Below are 17102 nucleotides of genomic sequence, written 5' to 3'. Positions count from 1 at the left end.
TGCCCGGAGCGGGTCCTGACGCCTTGCGCGCACGCGCAGGCAAGCGTCGAGGCAAACAGAACGGCACCGGCGCATTTCATCCGACTTCCGCCGTGGCGATCGCCTGGCAGGCGATCGCGTCGCCGTGGCCGATATCGCCCATGCCTTCATAGCTTTTCGCCTTGACATTCACCGAATTTTCGTCGAGCCTGAAAATTTCCATCAGCGCCTTTTTCATCGCCGGATAATGCGGGATCATCTTCGGCTGCTCGGCTATGATGATCACGTCAATCGAAACCAGCCGCGCGTTTTTCTCCGCCAGAATCTCCAGCGTTTTTTCGGCGATATCGCGGCTGGAAATACCCATGATCATCATGTTGGTGGGCGGAAAATAAACCCCTATTTCGCCTGCGGCGACCGCGCCAAGCGCGGCGTCACAGACGGAATGGAGCACCACGTCGCCGTCCGAATGGCCCAGCAGCCCCTTGTCGTGCGCCAGCGTTATGCCGCTTATCACCAGCGGCCGGCCTTCCACCAGCCGGTGTATGTCAAAACCAATGCCGGACCGCATTTTTTTCGTTCCGGCTTTCGAATCGGATTTCATAAGCGCCTCCGCCAGTATGATATCTTCGGGAGTCGTGACTTTGATGTTGGAATACTCGCCGCGCACCAGCCGCACCTTCACTCCGGCGCGCTCGACAAGCTGCGACTCGTCGGTCGCGAGGCTGTCGTCCGGAAACCGGCCCAGCGCGCCGATCAGCGTTTCGGCCCGGTAGCACTGCGGGGTCTGCGCCGCCCACAATAACTCCCGGTCGGGCGTGGAAGCCACGAACGCGCCGTCCGGAGAAGCGGTTTTTATGGTGTCTTTCACCGGCACGGCCACAACGGCGGCGCTGTCGGACAACGCGGCGGCCACGCATTCTTTAACGGCTTTGCATGACACCAGCGGCCGCGCCCCGTCATGCACGGCGATCACCGCCGAACCCGGCGACACGGCGGCTACGCCGCGCCTTACCGATTCCATCCGCGTCGCTCCGCCCGCCACTGTTTTAAGCTCCACGGCGCCACACGCGGCGGCGCGGCAGATGTCAAAATATTCCGGGTCCGTCACCACTATCAGTTCCGCCAGCCCCGGCACAGCCCTGAAAGCGCCGATCGCACGGGCAAGCATCGGCTCGCCGCATAAAGGCACCAGCTGCTTGCGGCGGCCCATCCGCACGCCCCGCCCGCCGGCAACGATGACGGCGGAAAACCGCTCAGGCCGTTTTGTCATGCCTCATGGTCCTTTTGGAATCCTGCTTCGCCTGCGGATCTTCCATCTCGATTTCGGGGTTCTTGCCGCGCGCTTTCACAAATATCATCCGCCCCGCAGAGGTCTGCAGGATCGAATAGACCGACGCTTCGATCCGCTTGCCTATCCATTTGCGCCCTTCCTCGACAACCACCATCGTGCCGTCGTCAAGATATCCCACGCCCTGCTCTTTTTCCTTGCCTTCCTTCATAACGAAAATAGTCATGTTTTCGCCGGGCAGGACAACGGGCTTGAGCGCGGTGGAAAGATCGTTTATATTAAGAACAACCACCCCTTCAAGCGACGCCATTTTGTTCATGTTAAAATCCGTCGAGATCACCTGCGCGCCCATTTCGGAAGCCAGCCGGATGACCTTGGAATCCACGTCGCTGAGGCCCGGGATATCCTTCTCCAGCACCTTGAAGCTCGCGTCGGTATTCTCCTGCAGCCGGGCCAGGATATCAAGCCCGCGCCGGCCCCGGGCTCGTTTCATGCCGTCCTGCGAATCGGCCAGCGTGTGCAGTTCGGTAAGCACGAACCGCGGCACTACAACCGTGTCGGACAGCCAGTGCGTGTCGCAGATATCCAGAATCCTGCCGTCTATGATCGCGCTGGTGTCTATGACCTTGACGTGTTTGCCGCGCTGTTTGCCGATCTTGGTCAGGTCCCGGTCCAGGTCATCCAGCTCCGGGCTCTTGCGCACCGCCAGAATCAACCCCAGCATGATGAACAGAAACTGTGTGAGCGGATGATACTTCGTCCACATCGTAAGCAGCTGCTCGCTTTGCAGCTGGCCCATGCCCATGTCCATGAATTTCGACACCACAAGGCCCATAATGGCGCCCACAATGCCGATAATGATGGTCATGAGATTGATGCTTTCCACCAGCATCTCGATCGCCACCAGCAGCAGTCCGCACACCAGACCGCCGGTTAAACCCCGCCAGTCCGGCGAGATGAGGTAATAGGTCAAAAGCGGCGCGCCAGCCACCGCAAAAAACCGAAGTATCCAGATTAACATTGCCTGCTCCTTTCCAGATTTAAGTTATGCTCCCCTGCGCGGGTTCTCGGCCCACGGTCCCGCCGCTGAAAAATGACGCGGTGCCGCCGTTTATGCCGGGCTGCGGCGCGTATACGCGCGCTGGCGGATCGCCGTCTGAACCGCGCCGCCGTAACCAAACCGCGTTACGCCGGCCCGGATTCCGGCGCTAATCCGCCGCAGAACTCCGTTTGCGGGAGAATGTGTCTATCCGCCGCATAAGCCCTTCCAGCTCTTCAAGTATTATCAGGCTTAATGCGCCGGTCTGCAGCTCGCTGCCGCCGGCCGGCCGCGGGATGTACGCGCTGCCCAGTCCCAGCCGTCCGGCTTCTTTCAGTCTTGCTGACAGCCACGCCGCCTGCGATATCTGCCCGAGAATGCCCGTCTCGCCGATAAAAACCGCATCGTGCGGCAACGGAATTTCCCGCGCGGAACTGATAACCGCGGCGCAAACCGCCAGATCCAGAGCCGGGTCCTTTACCTTAAGGCCGCCCGGCAGATTGATGAACACGTCCCGGCTTTCAAGGCTGATGCCGAGATGCTTCTCGATCGCCGCCAGCAAAATCCGGCAGCGGTTCAAATCCACGCCCGTAGCCATGCGCTGCGGAAACGGATAGCGCGTGGGCGTCACCAGAACCTGCACTTCGGTGAAAATCGGGCGCGTGCCCTCCATCGCCACGGTGTACGCCCGCCCGCACAGATCGGCCGTTCTGGACGCGGTGGCAAAATAACCGCTCGCGTCGTCAACGGGCGAAAGACCGGTTTCCGTCATCCGGAAAATGCCCAGTTCGTCGGTCGGGCCGAACCGGTTTTTATGCGCGCGCAGCATCCTTAAAAAACTGTAGCGCTCGGTGTCGAAATAAAGCACCGTATCCACGATATGCTCAAGCACCTTGGGGCCCGCGAGCCCCCCGTCTTTGGTGACATGACCCAGCACAAAAAGCACGGTTCCGTCCGGCTTGCACATCCGCAGCAGCTCCGACGCGCTCTCGCGGATCTGCCCCACCGTGCCCGACGAGCCGGCCAGTTCCGGATGAAACACCGTCTGGATCGAGTCTATTATCATGAAAGCCGGCTTGATTTTCCGGTACGACTCGGCTATTTTCGACAGATCGGTTTCCGACAGCAGATAAATATTGTCTGACGCCACTTTCAGCCGAGCCGCCCGCGAACCCACCTGCGCCACGGATTCCTCGCCAGTCACATACAAAAGCGGTTTGTCTTTCGCCAGCGCGCCCGCTATCTGCATCATGAGGGTGGATTTGCCTATCCCCGGCGCGCCGGCAAGCAGCACCATCTGCCCCCGGATAAGGCCCTCGCCCAGCAGCCGGTCCAGCTCGCTGAGCCCGGTTTTGATGCGCGCTTCGTCCAGACAGCCGGACTCGGCCAGCTTCACCGTCCCCGACGAAAATTCCGTCAGGCTCCTGCGCTCGCCCGCTTTGGCCCGCCCGGAGGCTTCCACCTCCTCCGCCAGCGTGTTCCATTCGCCGCAGCCGGGGCACTGGCCCAGCCATTTGGCCGACTCCTGCCCGCAGCTCTGGCATTTATAAACCGTTTTGAATTTCATATCAGTCCGAAGACGACCCGCTGGTGCTGCGCACCGTCGCCAGGCTCACCAGCCCCAGCAGATACGACACATCCCGGTCGCGGAACGCCAGATTGAAGGCAAACTGGGTGTCGCCTGTTTCCGCGATATCGGCCGACCGGATGCCCACTTTCACATAATCGTTGATCTTTACGTTCAGGCCCGCGTCGTAGCGCGGCTTGGTGAACATCCGTCCGCGCACCGTCCTGTTGCGCCCGAAATCGCTGCCCTCGCCGAACACCTGCAGCCGGCCCCAGATCGGGGTGCCCTCAAACGGCGTGATCCGCGCGCCCACGCCGCCTCCGCCGTGGATAAGCCCGGCGTAGAAATCCAGTTTAGGCAGATACCAGCCCAGCTGCAGGTCAATGCTGTTGTATTTTTCGTAATCGGGGCCGCGCGAGATGTTTTCCGAGTTGCCGGCGTTGGACAGGCCGACATAGTAATAGTGGTTCGTGTCGCCCTGCACCCGCATGCCGAAATCGGCGTGCGCGGTGTTGGCGTGAGGATCCTGGCGGTAGTTGAGTTCCCAGTAAGCCTTGAACCCGCCCACCCGGTGCAGGATATCGTTGGCCCGCTTGGAAGTTTCCTTGACGTTCTCCACCGTTTCCTTGATGTTTTTTTCCATTTCGCGGTCGGTCAGCAGCGCGCCCACGGTGCCCTGTCCGCCGTTGATTTTGGTCATCAGTTCGTCGGCCTTGGCGGTGAGGGCCTGAAGCCGGGAAGTCATCTCGTCCACGTTCTTCAGCGAATCGGTCATCGGGCGGTGCAGCGCGACCACCAGATCGTTAATGTTGGCGGTCAGTTCGCGCATATTGGAAATGCTGCCGTTGAGTTCCGCGCCCAGCTGGCCGTTGCGCCGGATATCGCTGAGCAGCCTGTTGACCTGGTCCAGCGTCTGGGTGATCATCTCGTCCATCGCTTTACCGCTTATGCCGTTGACCGTGGACTGCGGCGAAAGCGCGCCCGCGCCCGGCGTGCCCTGATTAATCTGCACGTATTTGCTGCCGACCATGCTCGTGGAACCGATTTTAAAAACGGAGTCTTTGTAAATCACCACGCCGTCGTGGATTTCCATCCTCACCAGAATTCCGTCGGCCGTTATCGCTATTTCTTTAACCTTGCCGACATTTACGCCCGACAGCTTCACGACCGCCTTGTCAGGCAGGCCCTCCACATCTTTGAAACGGGCATAAACCGGATACTGTCCGAAAGAGGAAAAATCGCCGAGCATGAAAATAGCGGCCGCCAGCAGCAGGGCGCCAGCCAGCGTAAACAAACCGACTTTGGTTTCATTGCGCATAGAGATATATAATACAATTATTTGCGCGTGCGTTCAAAGCCCCGCCCGACGACAACGGCACGCGTCCCCAATACGCACCCGGCGCGGGCCGGATTTGCGCAGATAAAATTTTGCCCGGCACCGCATCGGAGCGGCGGATACGGCGGCCCGGAGCCGGAAATATGAAGGAACCGCTAGAAATCGCGCAGTTTCATTTTAATGGGGCCGGAACTGGAACCGTCCACAAACTGCCGCACGAACTCGTTTTCGGAATTGCGGAATTCGTCCGGCGTGCCGGTCATGATGAAATTGCCTTCGTAGAGCATGGCGATCCGGTCGGAAATCTTGCCGGCGGACTTCATGTCGTGCGTGATCACTATCGACGTGACTCCGATCTTGCGCTTCATATCCAGCACCAGATCGTTTACGATATCGGACATGATGGGATCAAGCCCGCTGGTCGGCTCGTCGTAAATGATATACTTCGGCTCCGCCGCTATCGCGCGCGCCAGCGCCACGCGCTTGCGCATCCCGCCCGACAGCTCGGCCGGACTCAGATCCTCCACATTCTCCAGCCCCACCAGCGCGAGCTTTTCCGTCGCTATGCGGCGGTACTCGCGCTCAGGTATGCCGGTAAGATACTTGAGCCCGAAAGTGACATTATCCGCCACCGAAATGGAATCGAACAGCGCGCCTTCCTGAAACAGATAGCCGAAATTGCGGCGCACGGCGGCAAGCTCGAATTCGTCGCTTATATGGGTAATGTCGCGCCCGTCCACAAGAATCCGCCCCGCGTCCGGCTCCCACAGCCGGATCAGGCATTTAGAAAACGTGCTTTTGCCGGAGCCTGACCCGCCGATAATGCTCAGAACGGTGCCGTCCTCGATCTTTAAACTGACCGATTCAAGCACTTTTTTCTCGCCGAAGCTTTTGGAAAGGCCGCGTATCTCTATCATCTAGATCCCCACCATTATCAGCAGGGCCGACGCGAAATAGTCGAGCATCAGTATCATCACCATGCTCACCACAACCGCGGCGGTGGTGGACTTGCCGACCCCTTCCGCGCCGCCTTTCGTCGTCAGGCCCATGAAACAGCAGACCGTGGCGATGGCGAACGCGAACAGATAGGATTTTATGTAGCCGTGCATAAAATCCGTCACCTTCATATAGGTGAAAATTTCGTCATAAAAAGTCGCGCTGGCCACGTCAAGCCGGACCGCCGCCACAAAAAAACCGCCCAGCACGCCGCAGAAATCAGCGAACACCGTAAGCAGCGGGATCATGATCAGGCATGCGATATAGCGCGGTATCACCAGAAAACGGATCGGGTTTGTGCCAAGCGTGTAAAGCGCGTCAATCTGGTCCGTCACCGCCATCGTGCCTATCTCCGCGGTCATCGCCGCGCCCGCGCGCCCGGCGATGACATAAGCCGTCAGCACCGGCGACAGTTCCTTGACCAGCGCGAAAGACACTATGCTGCCCAGAAACAGAGGCTCGTTGAAAATGCTTTTCATCGTGCTGCCGGTCTGAAGCGCGAGCACCATGCCGGTAAAACAGCTTGTCAGCATCGTCACCGGCAGCGAATTGACCCCGATCTTCACGCACTGCGCGAAAGCCTGGCGGTATTCAATGCGTGCGCGGAACATCCAGACGAACGCCGCCCACGCCATCTGCGCCGCGCCGCCCAGCCGCCCGGTGAACCTGATCAGCAGTCCGCCTATAAAATCAATCAGCATCGGTTTCATTTATAAAAACCCTCGGCACGCGGGCGGAAATGGCGGTCGTTATCTCGTAGGGGATGGTGCCGGCCAGCCCGGCCAGTTCCGCGGCGGTTATCGCCTCGCCGCCCTGCCGGCCGATCAGCACCGCCTCGTCGCCTACCGCGGCGTCCGGCACGGCGCTCACATCCGCCATCAGCATGTCCATGGTAATGTTGCCGATAACCCGGCACCGCCTGCCGCGCACCACAATCTCCGCGCGGTTTGACAGCGCGCGCGTATACCCGTCCCCGTAGCCGGCCGGAACGGTGGCTACGCGCGCAAGCCCGCGGCACCGGTAACTGCGCCCGTAGCTGACGCTCGCGCCGCCGCGCAGATCCTTGATATAAACAATGCCGGTTTTAAGCGAAAGAACCGGCTCGAACCCGTCCGCCAGGCCGTAGGCGGCGAACCCGGGCCGGATCATATCCAGCCGGCTTTCCGGAAAATTCAGCGCGGCGGCGGAATTGGCGCAATGGCGTATGCCGGCGGCAATGCCGTTGCGCGAGCACTCCGTCAGCGTGTCCGTAAAATGCCGCAGCTGGGTGCGGGTGTAGGCCGCATCGGTATCGGCGCAGGAAAAATGAGTGTAAACGCCTTCCACTTCAACATGCGCGCACCCGCGCAGAAAATTCAGGATCTTCACCGCGCCCGGCCGGCGCGCGCCTATGCGGCCCATGCCGGTATCCACCTTGACGTGGCATCGCGCGACATGGCCGGTTTCTTCGGCGGCCCGCTCGATCTGGCGCGCGGCGTCAAGGCTGGACACGGTGACCGACAGGTTATGCGCCAGCGCATGCCGGAACGCCTCGAACGGATAAATGCTGCCCAGCACCAGAATCGGCAGCGCTATTCCCCACCCGCGCAGCGCAAGACCTTCCTCCACGGAGGACACTCCGAACATCTCGCACAATCCGCGCGACTGGGCGTAACGCGCCACAGCCTGGACGCCATGCCCGTAAGCGTTCGCTTTCACCACAAACAGCACCCGGCAGCGCGGGCCCGCCAGCCCGCGCAGTTTCACCAGATTGCGGCCCAGCGCGGAAAGGTCAATTTCGGCCCAGGTGGGCCGCAGGATCTGCGCTGACGCAATCACGGCAGTTTCCGGCATCGCACTCAGGACGGCGCAAGCGCCGATTCCTCCGGGAAATCCATATTCTGCGGGGCCGGATTGGTGAACCGGGTGAACTCGCTGAGAAAATTCAGCTCCACCTCGCCCACCGGCCCGTTGCGCTGTTTGGCTATTATGACAGAAGCCTGCCTTTGCAGATCGGGGTTATCGCGCTCATAGTAGCCTTCGCGATGGATCAGCGCGACCACATCGGCATCCTGCTCCAGCGAGCCGGATTCGCGCAGATCCGACAGCTGCGGCTTGTGCCCCGTGCGCCCGCCGTCTTCCGACCGGCGGTTCAGCTGCGACAGCGCCATCACCGGCACGTTAAGCGTGCGCGCCAGATCCTTGATCATGCGGGAAATTTCAGACACTTCCTGCTGCCTGCTTTCCACCCGGCCCGCGCTGCGGATCAGCTGGATATAGTCAATCATTATAAGGCCCAGTTCTTTACCCTGTTTCCTGAGTTCCGAAGCCAGCCTGCGCGAGCGCATCCGCATTTCGGTAATCGTGATCCCGGGCGTGTCGTCAATGTAAAGAGAGGACTCGGACAACCGCGCCAGCTCCCTTGTCAGGTCGGCCCATTTCTCGCGTTTGAACATGCCGGTGCGCACCTGGTGCAGATCCGTCATCGCGGCGGCGCATACCATGCGCTGGAAAATGCTTTCCTTCCCCATCTCAAGCGAAAAAATGGCGACCGGCACTTTTTTCTCCACCGCCGCGTGATAAGCGATGTTTAACGCCATCGCGGTCTTGCCCTGCGAAGGCCGCGCCGCGAGTATCACGAAATCGCTTTTCTGCAGGCCGCCCGTCATATTGTCGAACTTTATAAAGCCGGTCGGCACGCCGGTCACGCTCTGTTTGTTGAGGTTCGCTTTCTCGATGCGCTCCATCACGATCTGCGAAAGCGCGCTCGCGTGCACAAAACCTTTCATCTCCTGTTTCTGGCTGACCGCGAAAATCCGCTCCTGGGCCAGATCAACGAGCTTTTCCGGCTCCTCTTCCTCGAGATAGCACTGCTCGACGACGTGTGTGGCGTTGTTTATCAGGTCGCGCAGCGTGGCTTTCTGGCGCACAATACCCGCGTAATGCCCGGCATGCGCGGCAGTGGAGACCTTGTCTATCAATTCCGCCAGATACACCTCGCCGCCCACCAGCTCGATCATCTTTTTCGAACGCAGTTCTTCCGACAGCGTTATCATGTCAACGGCGGAATTGCGGTTGTAAAGATCCACCATCGCCTCGAATATCACGCGGTGGTTGTGGCTGTAAAAATGTTCCGGCTGAAGAATTTCATGGCACTGCTCTATCGCCTCGCGCTCGATCAGCATGGAGCCAAGCACCGCTTTTTCTGCGTCTATGGCCTGCGGCGGCACCCGGTCGCCGGACTTGGCCGGCAACCCGGAAAAAGGTTTGCTAAAATGTTTTTTCTGCGGCATGGGGAACGCTCCGAAACCAACGCGGACTGTGTGCATATATTGTATAAAGTGAGCCGGGTTCTGTCCATGATTGCGGAAACAGTCCGGCCCGCCGCAAAACGCCTGTTCCGCGATCCGGCCGCACCAGCCAGCGCGCCACTTGCCTGTAAAAAAAAGAAACCCCGCGCATAAGCGGGGTTTCCCTTGACAGTTATAACTTTTATACGAAGCAGCTTACTCGGCTTTGGGAGCCACGCGCACCGAAATGGTGGCGTAAACATCCTTGCGCAGTCTGAGCTTGACGGGCGTGTCGCCCACGGTCTTTATGGGAGCGTCCAGAATAACCGCATCTTTCGCGATCTCATGACCCGCGGAAACAAGGCTCTTGAGAATATCCGCCTTGCCAACCGAACCGAAAAGTTTTTCATCGGCGCCCACCTCGCGCACGAAAGTCAGCACGGTTCCGCCCATTTTTTCGGCTTTTGCTCTGGCGTCCTGCACATCCTTGGCGATCCGCTCTTTTCTGCGGGCCGCGCCAAGCTCCCAGTTCTTCACATTGCCGGGCGTCGCTTCCACCACAAACCCTTTGGGAAGCAGATAATTGCGGGCATACCCGAGTTTCACTTCTTTAATTTCGCCGGCGTTGCCGAGCGTTTCGATATCTTTTCTGAGAATGACCTTCATTGTGAACTCCTCCGATTGCAGACGGGCCGCGTTATTTCAGCCTGGTGGTATAGGGAAGCAACGCAAGATTTCTGTTGCGCTTGACGGCAGTGCAAATCTGGCGCTGATGCTTGGCGCAGGTGCCGGTTATGCGGCGCGAGAGAATTTTACCGCTGTCCATGGTGAAATTCCTCAGATACTGCGTGTTCTTGTAATCTATCAATTCGATCTTGTCGGCGCAGAGCCTGCAGACTTTGCGGCGGATTTCGCGCTTCTTGCCAAACGGCTTGCGGGCGAATTTCGAGCCGGGCGCGGCGGATGCCGGCCGGGACGGTTTTGCCACGGTGTCTGCCACCGGAGCCTGTTCAACCTTCTGTGTTTCTTCGGTCATAACTGTTTTCTCACCTCTGATGTGGTTCCTGCTTTTCAAATTAGCCGTTAAAACGGAACGTCGTCAAGCTCGCCCGCCGGGGACACGTCGTCGTCGCCCGCCGGATTGATCTGCGATTCGGGAATCTCCCTGCCCGCCGCCTGACTGCCTTCGGACACCGGACCCGATGCCAGAAACTGCAGCCGGCTTGACACAACAACCATCGTCTTGCGTTTCTGCCCGGTCTTGTCAGTCCACTCTTCCGATTTCAGCCGCCCCTCCACATGCACGGGACTGCCCTTGGAAAGCTTTTCCTTGCAGCGCTCGGCCTGCGCACCCCAGACCACCACGGGCACGAAAGTGACATCGTCTTTCCACTCGTTCGACACCTTGTCCAGATACCGGCGGTTGACGGCAATATCAAACCGGCACAACGCGCTCCCCTTCTGGGTAAACCGCACCTCGGGATCCCGCGTCAGCCTTCCGGCCAACAACACCTGATTCTGTTCCGGCAGCCTGAGAGTAGCCATTTTATTTGCTGTCGTGGCTCTGGAAGACTATCGAGCGCATGACGTTCTCGTTAAGCCTGCTCATGCGGCGGATATCGTTAAGCACGGCGAACGTGCATTTGTATTTGAGATACGAATAGTATCCGTCGCGGACATGCTTGATCGGGTGGGAAAGTTTTTTGCGCCCGTAGCTTTCCTCCGACACAACCTCGCCGCCGTTGCTGGTGATATACTCTTTGGCCTTCGTCACAAACTCGGCAATCTCCTTGTCGGAGAGCTGGGGTTTGAGTATCGTAATTTGTTCGTATGAATGCATAACAGTAATTATACTATTTCCTTAGAATATAAATCAACAGAAAAACATACCGTCCGTTCTTGCGGAACGGGTTCTTCTGCACCCGTCAATGCGGGTATGTGCCGCTTTCCTTATGTAATTGTAGCATAATTGCCGGCGCGCCGGCAACCAGAAACATACCGTTGAAACGGCCGGATCCCGCCGCGCCTGCCCCCGCTTCGGGTTCCGCCAGCCGCCTTTCCTTGTTTCTTTGGCGGCATACTGCAGCCTCCATGTGTTATTCCGGCATATGATTCCAGCAACCGGAACTGTCGTTTTCCGGGAAAGCGCCGCCGGCAAAAAACTGCAATACGCCGGCAACAAAGATCATAACTCCCGCCCGGCTGCGCCGGCCGCACGGCCTGCGCCGTTTTTCGCAGGCATGCATGCGGCAGGCGCGCGCTAAAATAAGTTACAATCTGGAAACGCCGCTAACACGAGGTGCGCCATGCGCAAAATTTTCCCCGCCAGTCATGACAGGAAGATGCTCATTATTACCGTGCTGGCGATAATTTTCATGCTCGCGGTTGCCCTGTTCACGTTCCTGCCCGCCTACAACACCTGGCGAACCGCCGCCTGCCCATTATTGCCCTTCCCCTTGCCAAACACCGTGCCGGCAATACTGGTATTGCTGATCATCATCGGCTGCCGCCTTTTCGCGCCGGAAGCGTTCGAAATAACGGATTCCTCCCTTATAATACGCCGCCCGCTGTTCTCCCCGCGCATTGCGCTCCAGTCGGTCACTACCGCGCGCATGCTCGAGGCCGCGGAAATGAAAAACTCCGCCCGTCTGTTCGGAGTGGGCGGCCTGTTCGGCAGCTACGGCTGTTTTCGCAACAAATCGCTTGGCCGGTATCTTATGTACGCCACGAAAACAACGGGGTTTGTTCTCGTCGAAGCGGACGGGAAAAAATTCGCGCTCACGCCCGATCAGCCCGAAACGTTCATCGCCGAACTGCGCGCCGCGTGCAAATTGAAATGAACCTCTCCCGGCTGTGCCATTGGCCTGCCGGTTGTTATTACGCTTTACCGGCAAGCCGGAGATTGCTTCTTCCACAAACTTCGTTTGCCCCGCCGGCAGGGTTACACACTTCATTCCCCTGCTAACCGGGTTTTCGTGAGCAGAATTTAATAAGAGATTAATAGTTATTATGCATTATTTTAAAAATAACTATTGACTATTTAAGATTCACACTGTATACTACCTCGAGCAGGACAGTTTCCGGCCTGAACCAATGCAGCCGTACGTTCTTATTGGGGGGCAAGATTTCGCTAGTATGAGTTTGCGTTTAAAAGCGACAATCTTGGGTGAAAAAGAACGGGCATCCGGTCCAGACCGGGAACTGGAAGGGAAACCGCTACATACCCCTTATTCCGCAGTACAGGCGCGAACGAGGGCGGTTAACCGGTTCCGCACTCCCGTGGAAGCTTTTCACCAACGCGCAACCCGGCGGCGGCACAGCTGCCCCGGCCTGGTGTGAAGCGCTGTTCCGGCAGCCGCCGCGACATTCCGCAACCTGATTGCGGAACTGGGGGTCGGGGCGGTTTTTTATTGGGGTTGACACGGTGTTTTGCGCCTCGGGAGGATTTATGCCTGTGAAAACCTTTTTCAACGCCATTGAACTTAAAACCTTCAAAAATATTGAAACGCTGAGCGCCGGCGCGGCGGATTACATCCTTCACAGCTATAACAAAGGACTGAAGAACGAACAGACTTTTTCAGTCGCGCTGGCGGGCGGGGTTTCGCCACGCTGGCTCTACAGCCTGCTGGCGCGGGAACCGTACCGCGACCTGATCAACTGGAAAAAATGCCGCATATTCTGGACAGACGAACGGTTTGTCCCCCTGTCCAGCCCGCACAGCAATTACCGCATGGCATATGACGCGCTGCTGCGCGCCGTCCCTGTCGCGCTGGAACACACATTTCCCGTAAACACCGCCAGCAAAACGCCGCAGCTGGCCGCGCAGGGCTACGAACAGCGTCTGAAGAATTACTTCGGCCCGCGCGCGAAACTCCCTGTCTTCGATCTGGTGATACTGGGAATAGGCGCGGACGGACATATCGCGTCGCTTTTCCCATACGGCGACGAACTGCAGGAAACCGGCCATTGGGCCGTACACACGCAAAGCCCCGACACGTTCCCCGCAAAAGACCGCATAACCCTTACCCTGCCGGTATTAAACAACGCCAGACACCTGCTGCTTTTCGTTTCCGGCGAGCGGAAATATCCGGTTCTGAAAACGCTTTCCTCGCTTGACCGGCCGGATCCAGCGTGCCCCGCCTCGCTGCTCAACCCCAAAGGCGCGGCGTTTCTATACGCCGACAAAGCGGCGCTGGTCGCACAGTCCTGAAAAAATCCGGAATCGGCGCCAGCCGGAGCGCGAAGCAACAGCTCCGGCCGCGGCTGTTTAATTTGTAAAATATGATGCATGCAAAACACTTCCGGAAACCCGCACGGACCGGCGCTGGCGTTAACGGCGGCGGCGCTGTTCGGCGTTTCGCCCGTATTGATCAAACCGGTGGTCGGCGAGTCAAGTCCGGTTCTCGCGGCGGGTCTGTTATATCTGGGCGCGGCGGCGGGGCTGTCTTTTATCGCGCTGAAAAAACCGAACCGGATAATACGCGCGGTCGCGCAATTGCCGGCAGACAAAAAGCTCGCGCTTGCCTGCGCGGTAATTTCGGGCGGGATACTCGCTCCGCTGTGCCTTGTGTGGGGCATAAAACTGGCCAGCGCGTTTGAGGTTTCGCTGTGGCTGAACCTGGAAACAGTCGCCACAACCGTGCTGGCATGGCTGGTTTTTAAAGAGCATGTCAGCCGGGAAGTCTGGTTAGGGATGCTGCTGCTCGCCGCAGGCGCGGCCCTGCTCGGATTCGGCCCGGCCGACGGACAGGGTTTTTCGGCGGCTGGCCTGCTGATAGCGCTTGCCTGCCTGCTCTGGGGGCTCGACAGCAATCTTACCCGCGAGCTCGACAGCCTGCCAGCGCCCGAACTTGTATGGCTTAAAAGCGCGGCGGCGGGCACGGCAAACGTCATGCTCGCGTTCTCGCTCGGCACGGCCCGCGCCACCGCAGGGCAGACCGCCGCGCTGATGGGCATCGGCGCAATGAGTTACGGCGCAAGCCTTCTTCTATATATACACGCGCTGCGCCGCATCGGCACAAGCCGAACCGGTGCGTATTTTTCGGCGGGTCCGTTTTTCGGGCTGATATTCGCGGTTGTATTTCTTGGCGAGCGCCCGGCCGCCGCGCAATGGCTGGCTGCCGGCATAATGGCGGGCGGGCTGACCCTGCTTTACCGGGAACGGCACCTGCACCGGCACCGGCACGAGCCGGTGACTCACACCCACCACCATGCCCACGACGACTGCCACCACGCCCACACTCATCATGACATTACGCCCAGCAAGGGCCACACCCATTCCCACACGCACGAACCGCTCACGCACACCCATCCGCATTATCCCGACACGCACCACCGACACGCGCATTGACCGGCTTGCCCGCCGTCGCCGCCGGTTTTGCCGTATTTTGTTATAATGGTTCTGTAAATTCGGTAGTTCCAACCTGCTTTCCAAGGAGCTGTTATGGCTGACAAGCTGCGGCTTACCAATTCCGAACAGATGTACGAGCACGCTCAAACCATCATACCCGGCGCGGTTGCCGGGATACGCCGGCCCTATAATTTCGTGCCCGGCGAATATCCGGTTTATTTCGACAGCGCCAAAGGCGGACGCGTAACCGATGTAGACGGCAACGAGTACCTCGATATGCTATGCGCCTACGGGCCCATCATCATCGGACACCGCGAAAAGGAAATTGACGACGCCGTTATCGCCCAGATCCGCAAAAAGGGGTTCTGCATGTCGCTCACCCAGCCGGTGCAGAACAGACTGGCGGAAGAGCTTATAAAAATCGTGCCGTCGGCCGAGAAAGCGGTGTTCGTCAAATCCGGCTCGGACGCGACCTCCACCGCCGTGCGCGTGGCGCGCGGCTTTACCGGCAAAACAAAAGTGCTGCGCTGCGGCTATCACGGCTGGCACGACTGGTGCGTGGAAGTCAAAGGCGGCATTCCCGAAAAACTTTTCGAAGACACCTTCGAGTTCCATTATAACGATCTCGAAGGCGCGGAAACGCTTTTGAAAACCCATCAGGGCCAGGTGGCGGCGATCATCGTCACCCCGCTGGGGCACCCGCTCGCCCACGAAGTGCAATACCCCGGGCCGGGTTTCCTGGAAGGCCTCAAGGCGCTCGCCGCAAAACATGGCTCCGTGCTGATTTTCGACGAGATCCGCTCGGGCTTCCGCGTCAGCCTCGGCGGCGCGCAGCAGTATTTCGGCGTTACGCCCGACATGTCGGTTTTCGGCAAGGCGTTAGCCAACGGCTACGCGATCAGCGCGGTGGTCGGCAAAGCGGAAATCATGGACATGCTGAAAGAAAAAGTGTTTTTAAGTTCCACGTTCTACCCCAACAGCCTCGCGCAGGTGGCGGCGCTAAAAACGCTCGAAATCATGCAGCGCGACAACGTGCTTGGCGTGATAGCCGAAAAAGGCCGCAGGTTCGGCGCTAAAGTGGCGAAAATCTGCGCCGCATCCGGCGTGGACTGCACGTTCTCCGGCGGGCCGTGGATGCCGTTCATCACGTTCAACCCCGATCCGCAGAAACGCTACAAGAAAGTGCGCACCGAATTTTACACCCGGCTTATCCGCCGCGGCATATTCCTGCAGCCGTACCACCACGGCTACATAGCTTACCGCCACACCGACCGCGATCTGAACAAAGCGGCGGAGGCGATAGCGGAATCGCTGGAAGACGCGAAAAAAATCTCGTAACAATACCTTGTTTAAGGAGAAGCCATGAGCGAAGTCTATATAGTTGACGGTTTGAGAACGGCCATCGGGTCGTTCGGGGGCAGTCTTGCCAATATTCCTGCGGCGGAGCTGCCTGTTCCGGTTATAAAAAAACTGCTGGAAAAAAACGGCCTCGGGCCCGAAGCGGTGGATGAAGTCATTCTGGGCTGCGTGCTCCAGGCCGGGCTTGGGCAGAACGTGGCGCGGCAGACGGCGGTAAAAGCCGGCATGCCGGTTGAAAAAACCGCAATGACGGTCAACATGGTGTGCGGCTCCGGCCTGCGGGCGGTGGCGCTGGCGGCGCAGGCCGTCAAGGCCGGCGATGCGGAGCTTGTCGTGGCGGGCGGCACCGAAAGCATGTCAACCGCGCCGTATCTTCTGCCTAAAGCACGCACCGGCTACCGAATGGGCAACGGCGAAATAGTGGACGAGATGGTTTTTGACGGACTGTGGGACATCTTCAACAACTACCACATGGGCGTAACAGCCGAAAATGTGGCCGCCAAACACGGCCTCACCCGAGAGATGCAGGACGAATTCGCCGCCGCCAGCCAGCAGAAAACCGAAGCCGCAATCAAGGCCGGAAAATTCGAAGACGAGATCGTGCCGTTCGTGATTCCGCAGAAAAAAGGCGAGCCCGTAATTTTCAAAACCGACGAGTTCCCCCGTGCCGGCACCACGGCAGCCATTTTGGGCAAACTGCGCGCCGCGTTTAAAAAAGACGGCACGGTAACCGCCGGCAACGCCTCCGGCATCAACGACGGAGCGGCCGCCGTGCTGGTGGCGTCCGCCAAAGCCGTAAAGAAACACAGCCTCAAACCGGCCGCCAGAATCGTGTCCTACGGCTGGGCCGGCGTTGACCCGTCGGTCATGGGAATGGGCCCGGTGGAAGCGGTGCGCAAGGCGCTCGCCAAAGCGG

Annotated in this window: 17 protein-coding genes; 5 read left to right on the top strand and 12 right to left on the bottom strand. The window is 59.0% G+C overall.

Annotation, left to right across the window (positions count from 1 at the left end):
* Positions 1-76: 76 nt before the first annotated feature.
* The 12 genes from ispD to rpsF form a co-directional block, all read right to left on the bottom strand.
* Entirely contained in the window at positions 77-1252 is a 1176-nt protein-coding gene (ispD, locus tag PHW69_06670; GenBank protein ID MDD4004873.1) for a 2-C-methyl-D-erythritol 4-phosphate cytidylyltransferase, read from the bottom strand.
* Positions 1236-2291 (bottom strand): hypothetical protein, encoded by a 1056-nt coding sequence (locus tag PHW69_06665; protein MDD4004872.1) that lies wholly within the window; start codon positions 2289-2291, stop codon positions 1236-1238. The genes ispD and PHW69_06665 overlap by 17 nt, the downstream gene beginning before the upstream one ends.
* Before the next feature lie 187 nt (positions 2292-2478).
* On the bottom strand, positions 2479-3876 hold the full coding sequence (gene radA, locus PHW69_06660) for a DNA repair protein RadA (GenBank protein ID MDD4004871.1): 1398 nt from the start codon (positions 3874-3876) through the stop codon (positions 2479-2481).
* Between the two features lies 1 nt (position 3877).
* The gene (locus tag PHW69_06655; GenBank protein MDD4004870.1) at positions 3878-5194 is read right to left on the bottom strand and encodes an MlaD family protein; all 1317 of its coding nucleotides are present in this window, start codon (positions 5192-5194) and stop codon (positions 3878-3880) included.
* Positions 5195-5367: 173 nt separating this feature from the next.
* A complete protein-coding gene (locus PHW69_06650) occupies positions 5368-6129 on the bottom strand; it encodes an ABC transporter ATP-binding protein (protein ID MDD4004869.1) in 762 nt (253 codons plus the stop codon).
* Positions 6130-6918: an ABC transporter permease gene (locus PHW69_06645; GenBank protein MDD4004868.1), complete on the bottom strand. Its 789-nt coding sequence runs from the start codon at positions 6916-6918 to the stop codon at positions 6130-6132.
* The gene (gene alr, locus PHW69_06640) at positions 6899-8026 is read right to left on the bottom strand and encodes an alanine racemase (protein ID MDD4004867.1); all 1128 of its coding nucleotides are present in this window, start codon (positions 8024-8026) and stop codon (positions 6899-6901) included. Before alr ends, PHW69_06645 begins: the two co-directional genes overlap by 20 nt.
* A 20-nt stretch (positions 8027-8046) precedes the next feature.
* Positions 8047-9480, bottom strand: coding sequence for a replicative DNA helicase (gene dnaB, locus PHW69_06635; GenBank protein MDD4004866.1), 1434 nt, complete (start codon positions 9478-9480; stop codon positions 8047-8049).
* A gap of 213 nt (positions 9481-9693) precedes the next feature.
* On the bottom strand, positions 9694-10143 hold the full coding sequence (rplI, locus tag PHW69_06630; GenBank protein ID MDD4004865.1) for a 50S ribosomal protein L9: 450 nt from the start codon (positions 10141-10143) through the stop codon (positions 9694-9696).
* A gap of 31 nt (positions 10144-10174) precedes the next feature.
* Positions 10175-10387 carry a 30S ribosomal protein S18 gene (gene rpsR, locus PHW69_06625; protein ID MDD4004864.1) on the bottom strand — a complete coding sequence of 71 codons (213 nt, stop codon included), beginning with the start codon at positions 10385-10387 and terminating at the stop codon, positions 10175-10177.
* Between the two features lie 173 nt (positions 10388-10560).
* Positions 10561-11022, bottom strand: coding sequence for a single-stranded DNA-binding protein (locus PHW69_06620; protein ID MDD4004863.1), 462 nt, complete (start codon positions 11020-11022; stop codon positions 10561-10563).
* 1 nt (position 11023) lies between these two features.
* The gene (gene rpsF / locus PHW69_06615) at positions 11024-11317 is read right to left on the bottom strand and encodes a 30S ribosomal protein S6 (GenBank protein MDD4004862.1); all 294 of its coding nucleotides are present in this window, start codon (positions 11315-11317) and stop codon (positions 11024-11026) included.
* A 466-nt stretch (positions 11318-11783) separates the two neighbouring features.
* On the opposite strand from rpsF, the gene PHW69_06610 reads away from it, so the two are divergent.
* The 5 genes from PHW69_06610 to PHW69_06590 form a co-directional block, all read left to right on the top strand.
* On the top strand, positions 11784-12317 hold the full coding sequence (locus tag PHW69_06610; GenBank protein MDD4004861.1) for a PH domain-containing protein: 534 nt from the start codon (positions 11784-11786) through the stop codon (positions 12315-12317).
* A gap of 608 nt (positions 12318-12925) precedes the next feature.
* Positions 12926-13687: a 6-phosphogluconolactonase gene (gene pgl, locus PHW69_06605; protein ID MDD4004860.1), complete on the top strand. Its 762-nt coding sequence runs from the start codon at positions 12926-12928 to the stop codon at positions 13685-13687.
* Positions 13688-13765: 78 nt separating this feature from the next.
* The gene (locus tag PHW69_06600; GenBank protein ID MDD4004859.1) at positions 13766-14827 is read left to right on the top strand and encodes a DMT family transporter; all 1062 of its coding nucleotides are present in this window, start codon (positions 13766-13768) and stop codon (positions 14825-14827) included.
* Positions 14828-14920: 93 nt separating this feature from the next.
* On the top strand, positions 14921-16165 hold the full coding sequence (locus PHW69_06595) for an aminotransferase class III-fold pyridoxal phosphate-dependent enzyme (protein ID MDD4004858.1): 1245 nt from the start codon (positions 14921-14923) through the stop codon (positions 16163-16165).
* A gap of 24 nt (positions 16166-16189) precedes the next feature.
* Positions 16190-17102, top strand: a 913-nt coding sequence (locus PHW69_06590; GenBank protein ID MDD4004857.1) for an acetyl-CoA C-acyltransferase, incomplete at its 3' end; no start/stop codon positions are given.

The organism is Elusimicrobiaceae bacterium, from assembly GCA_028700325.1.
In the GTDB taxonomy this organism is placed as follows: Bacteria; Elusimicrobiota; Elusimicrobia; order Elusimicrobiales; family Elusimicrobiaceae; genus JAQVSV01.
This window is presented reverse-complemented; position numbering and strand designations above follow the sequence as displayed.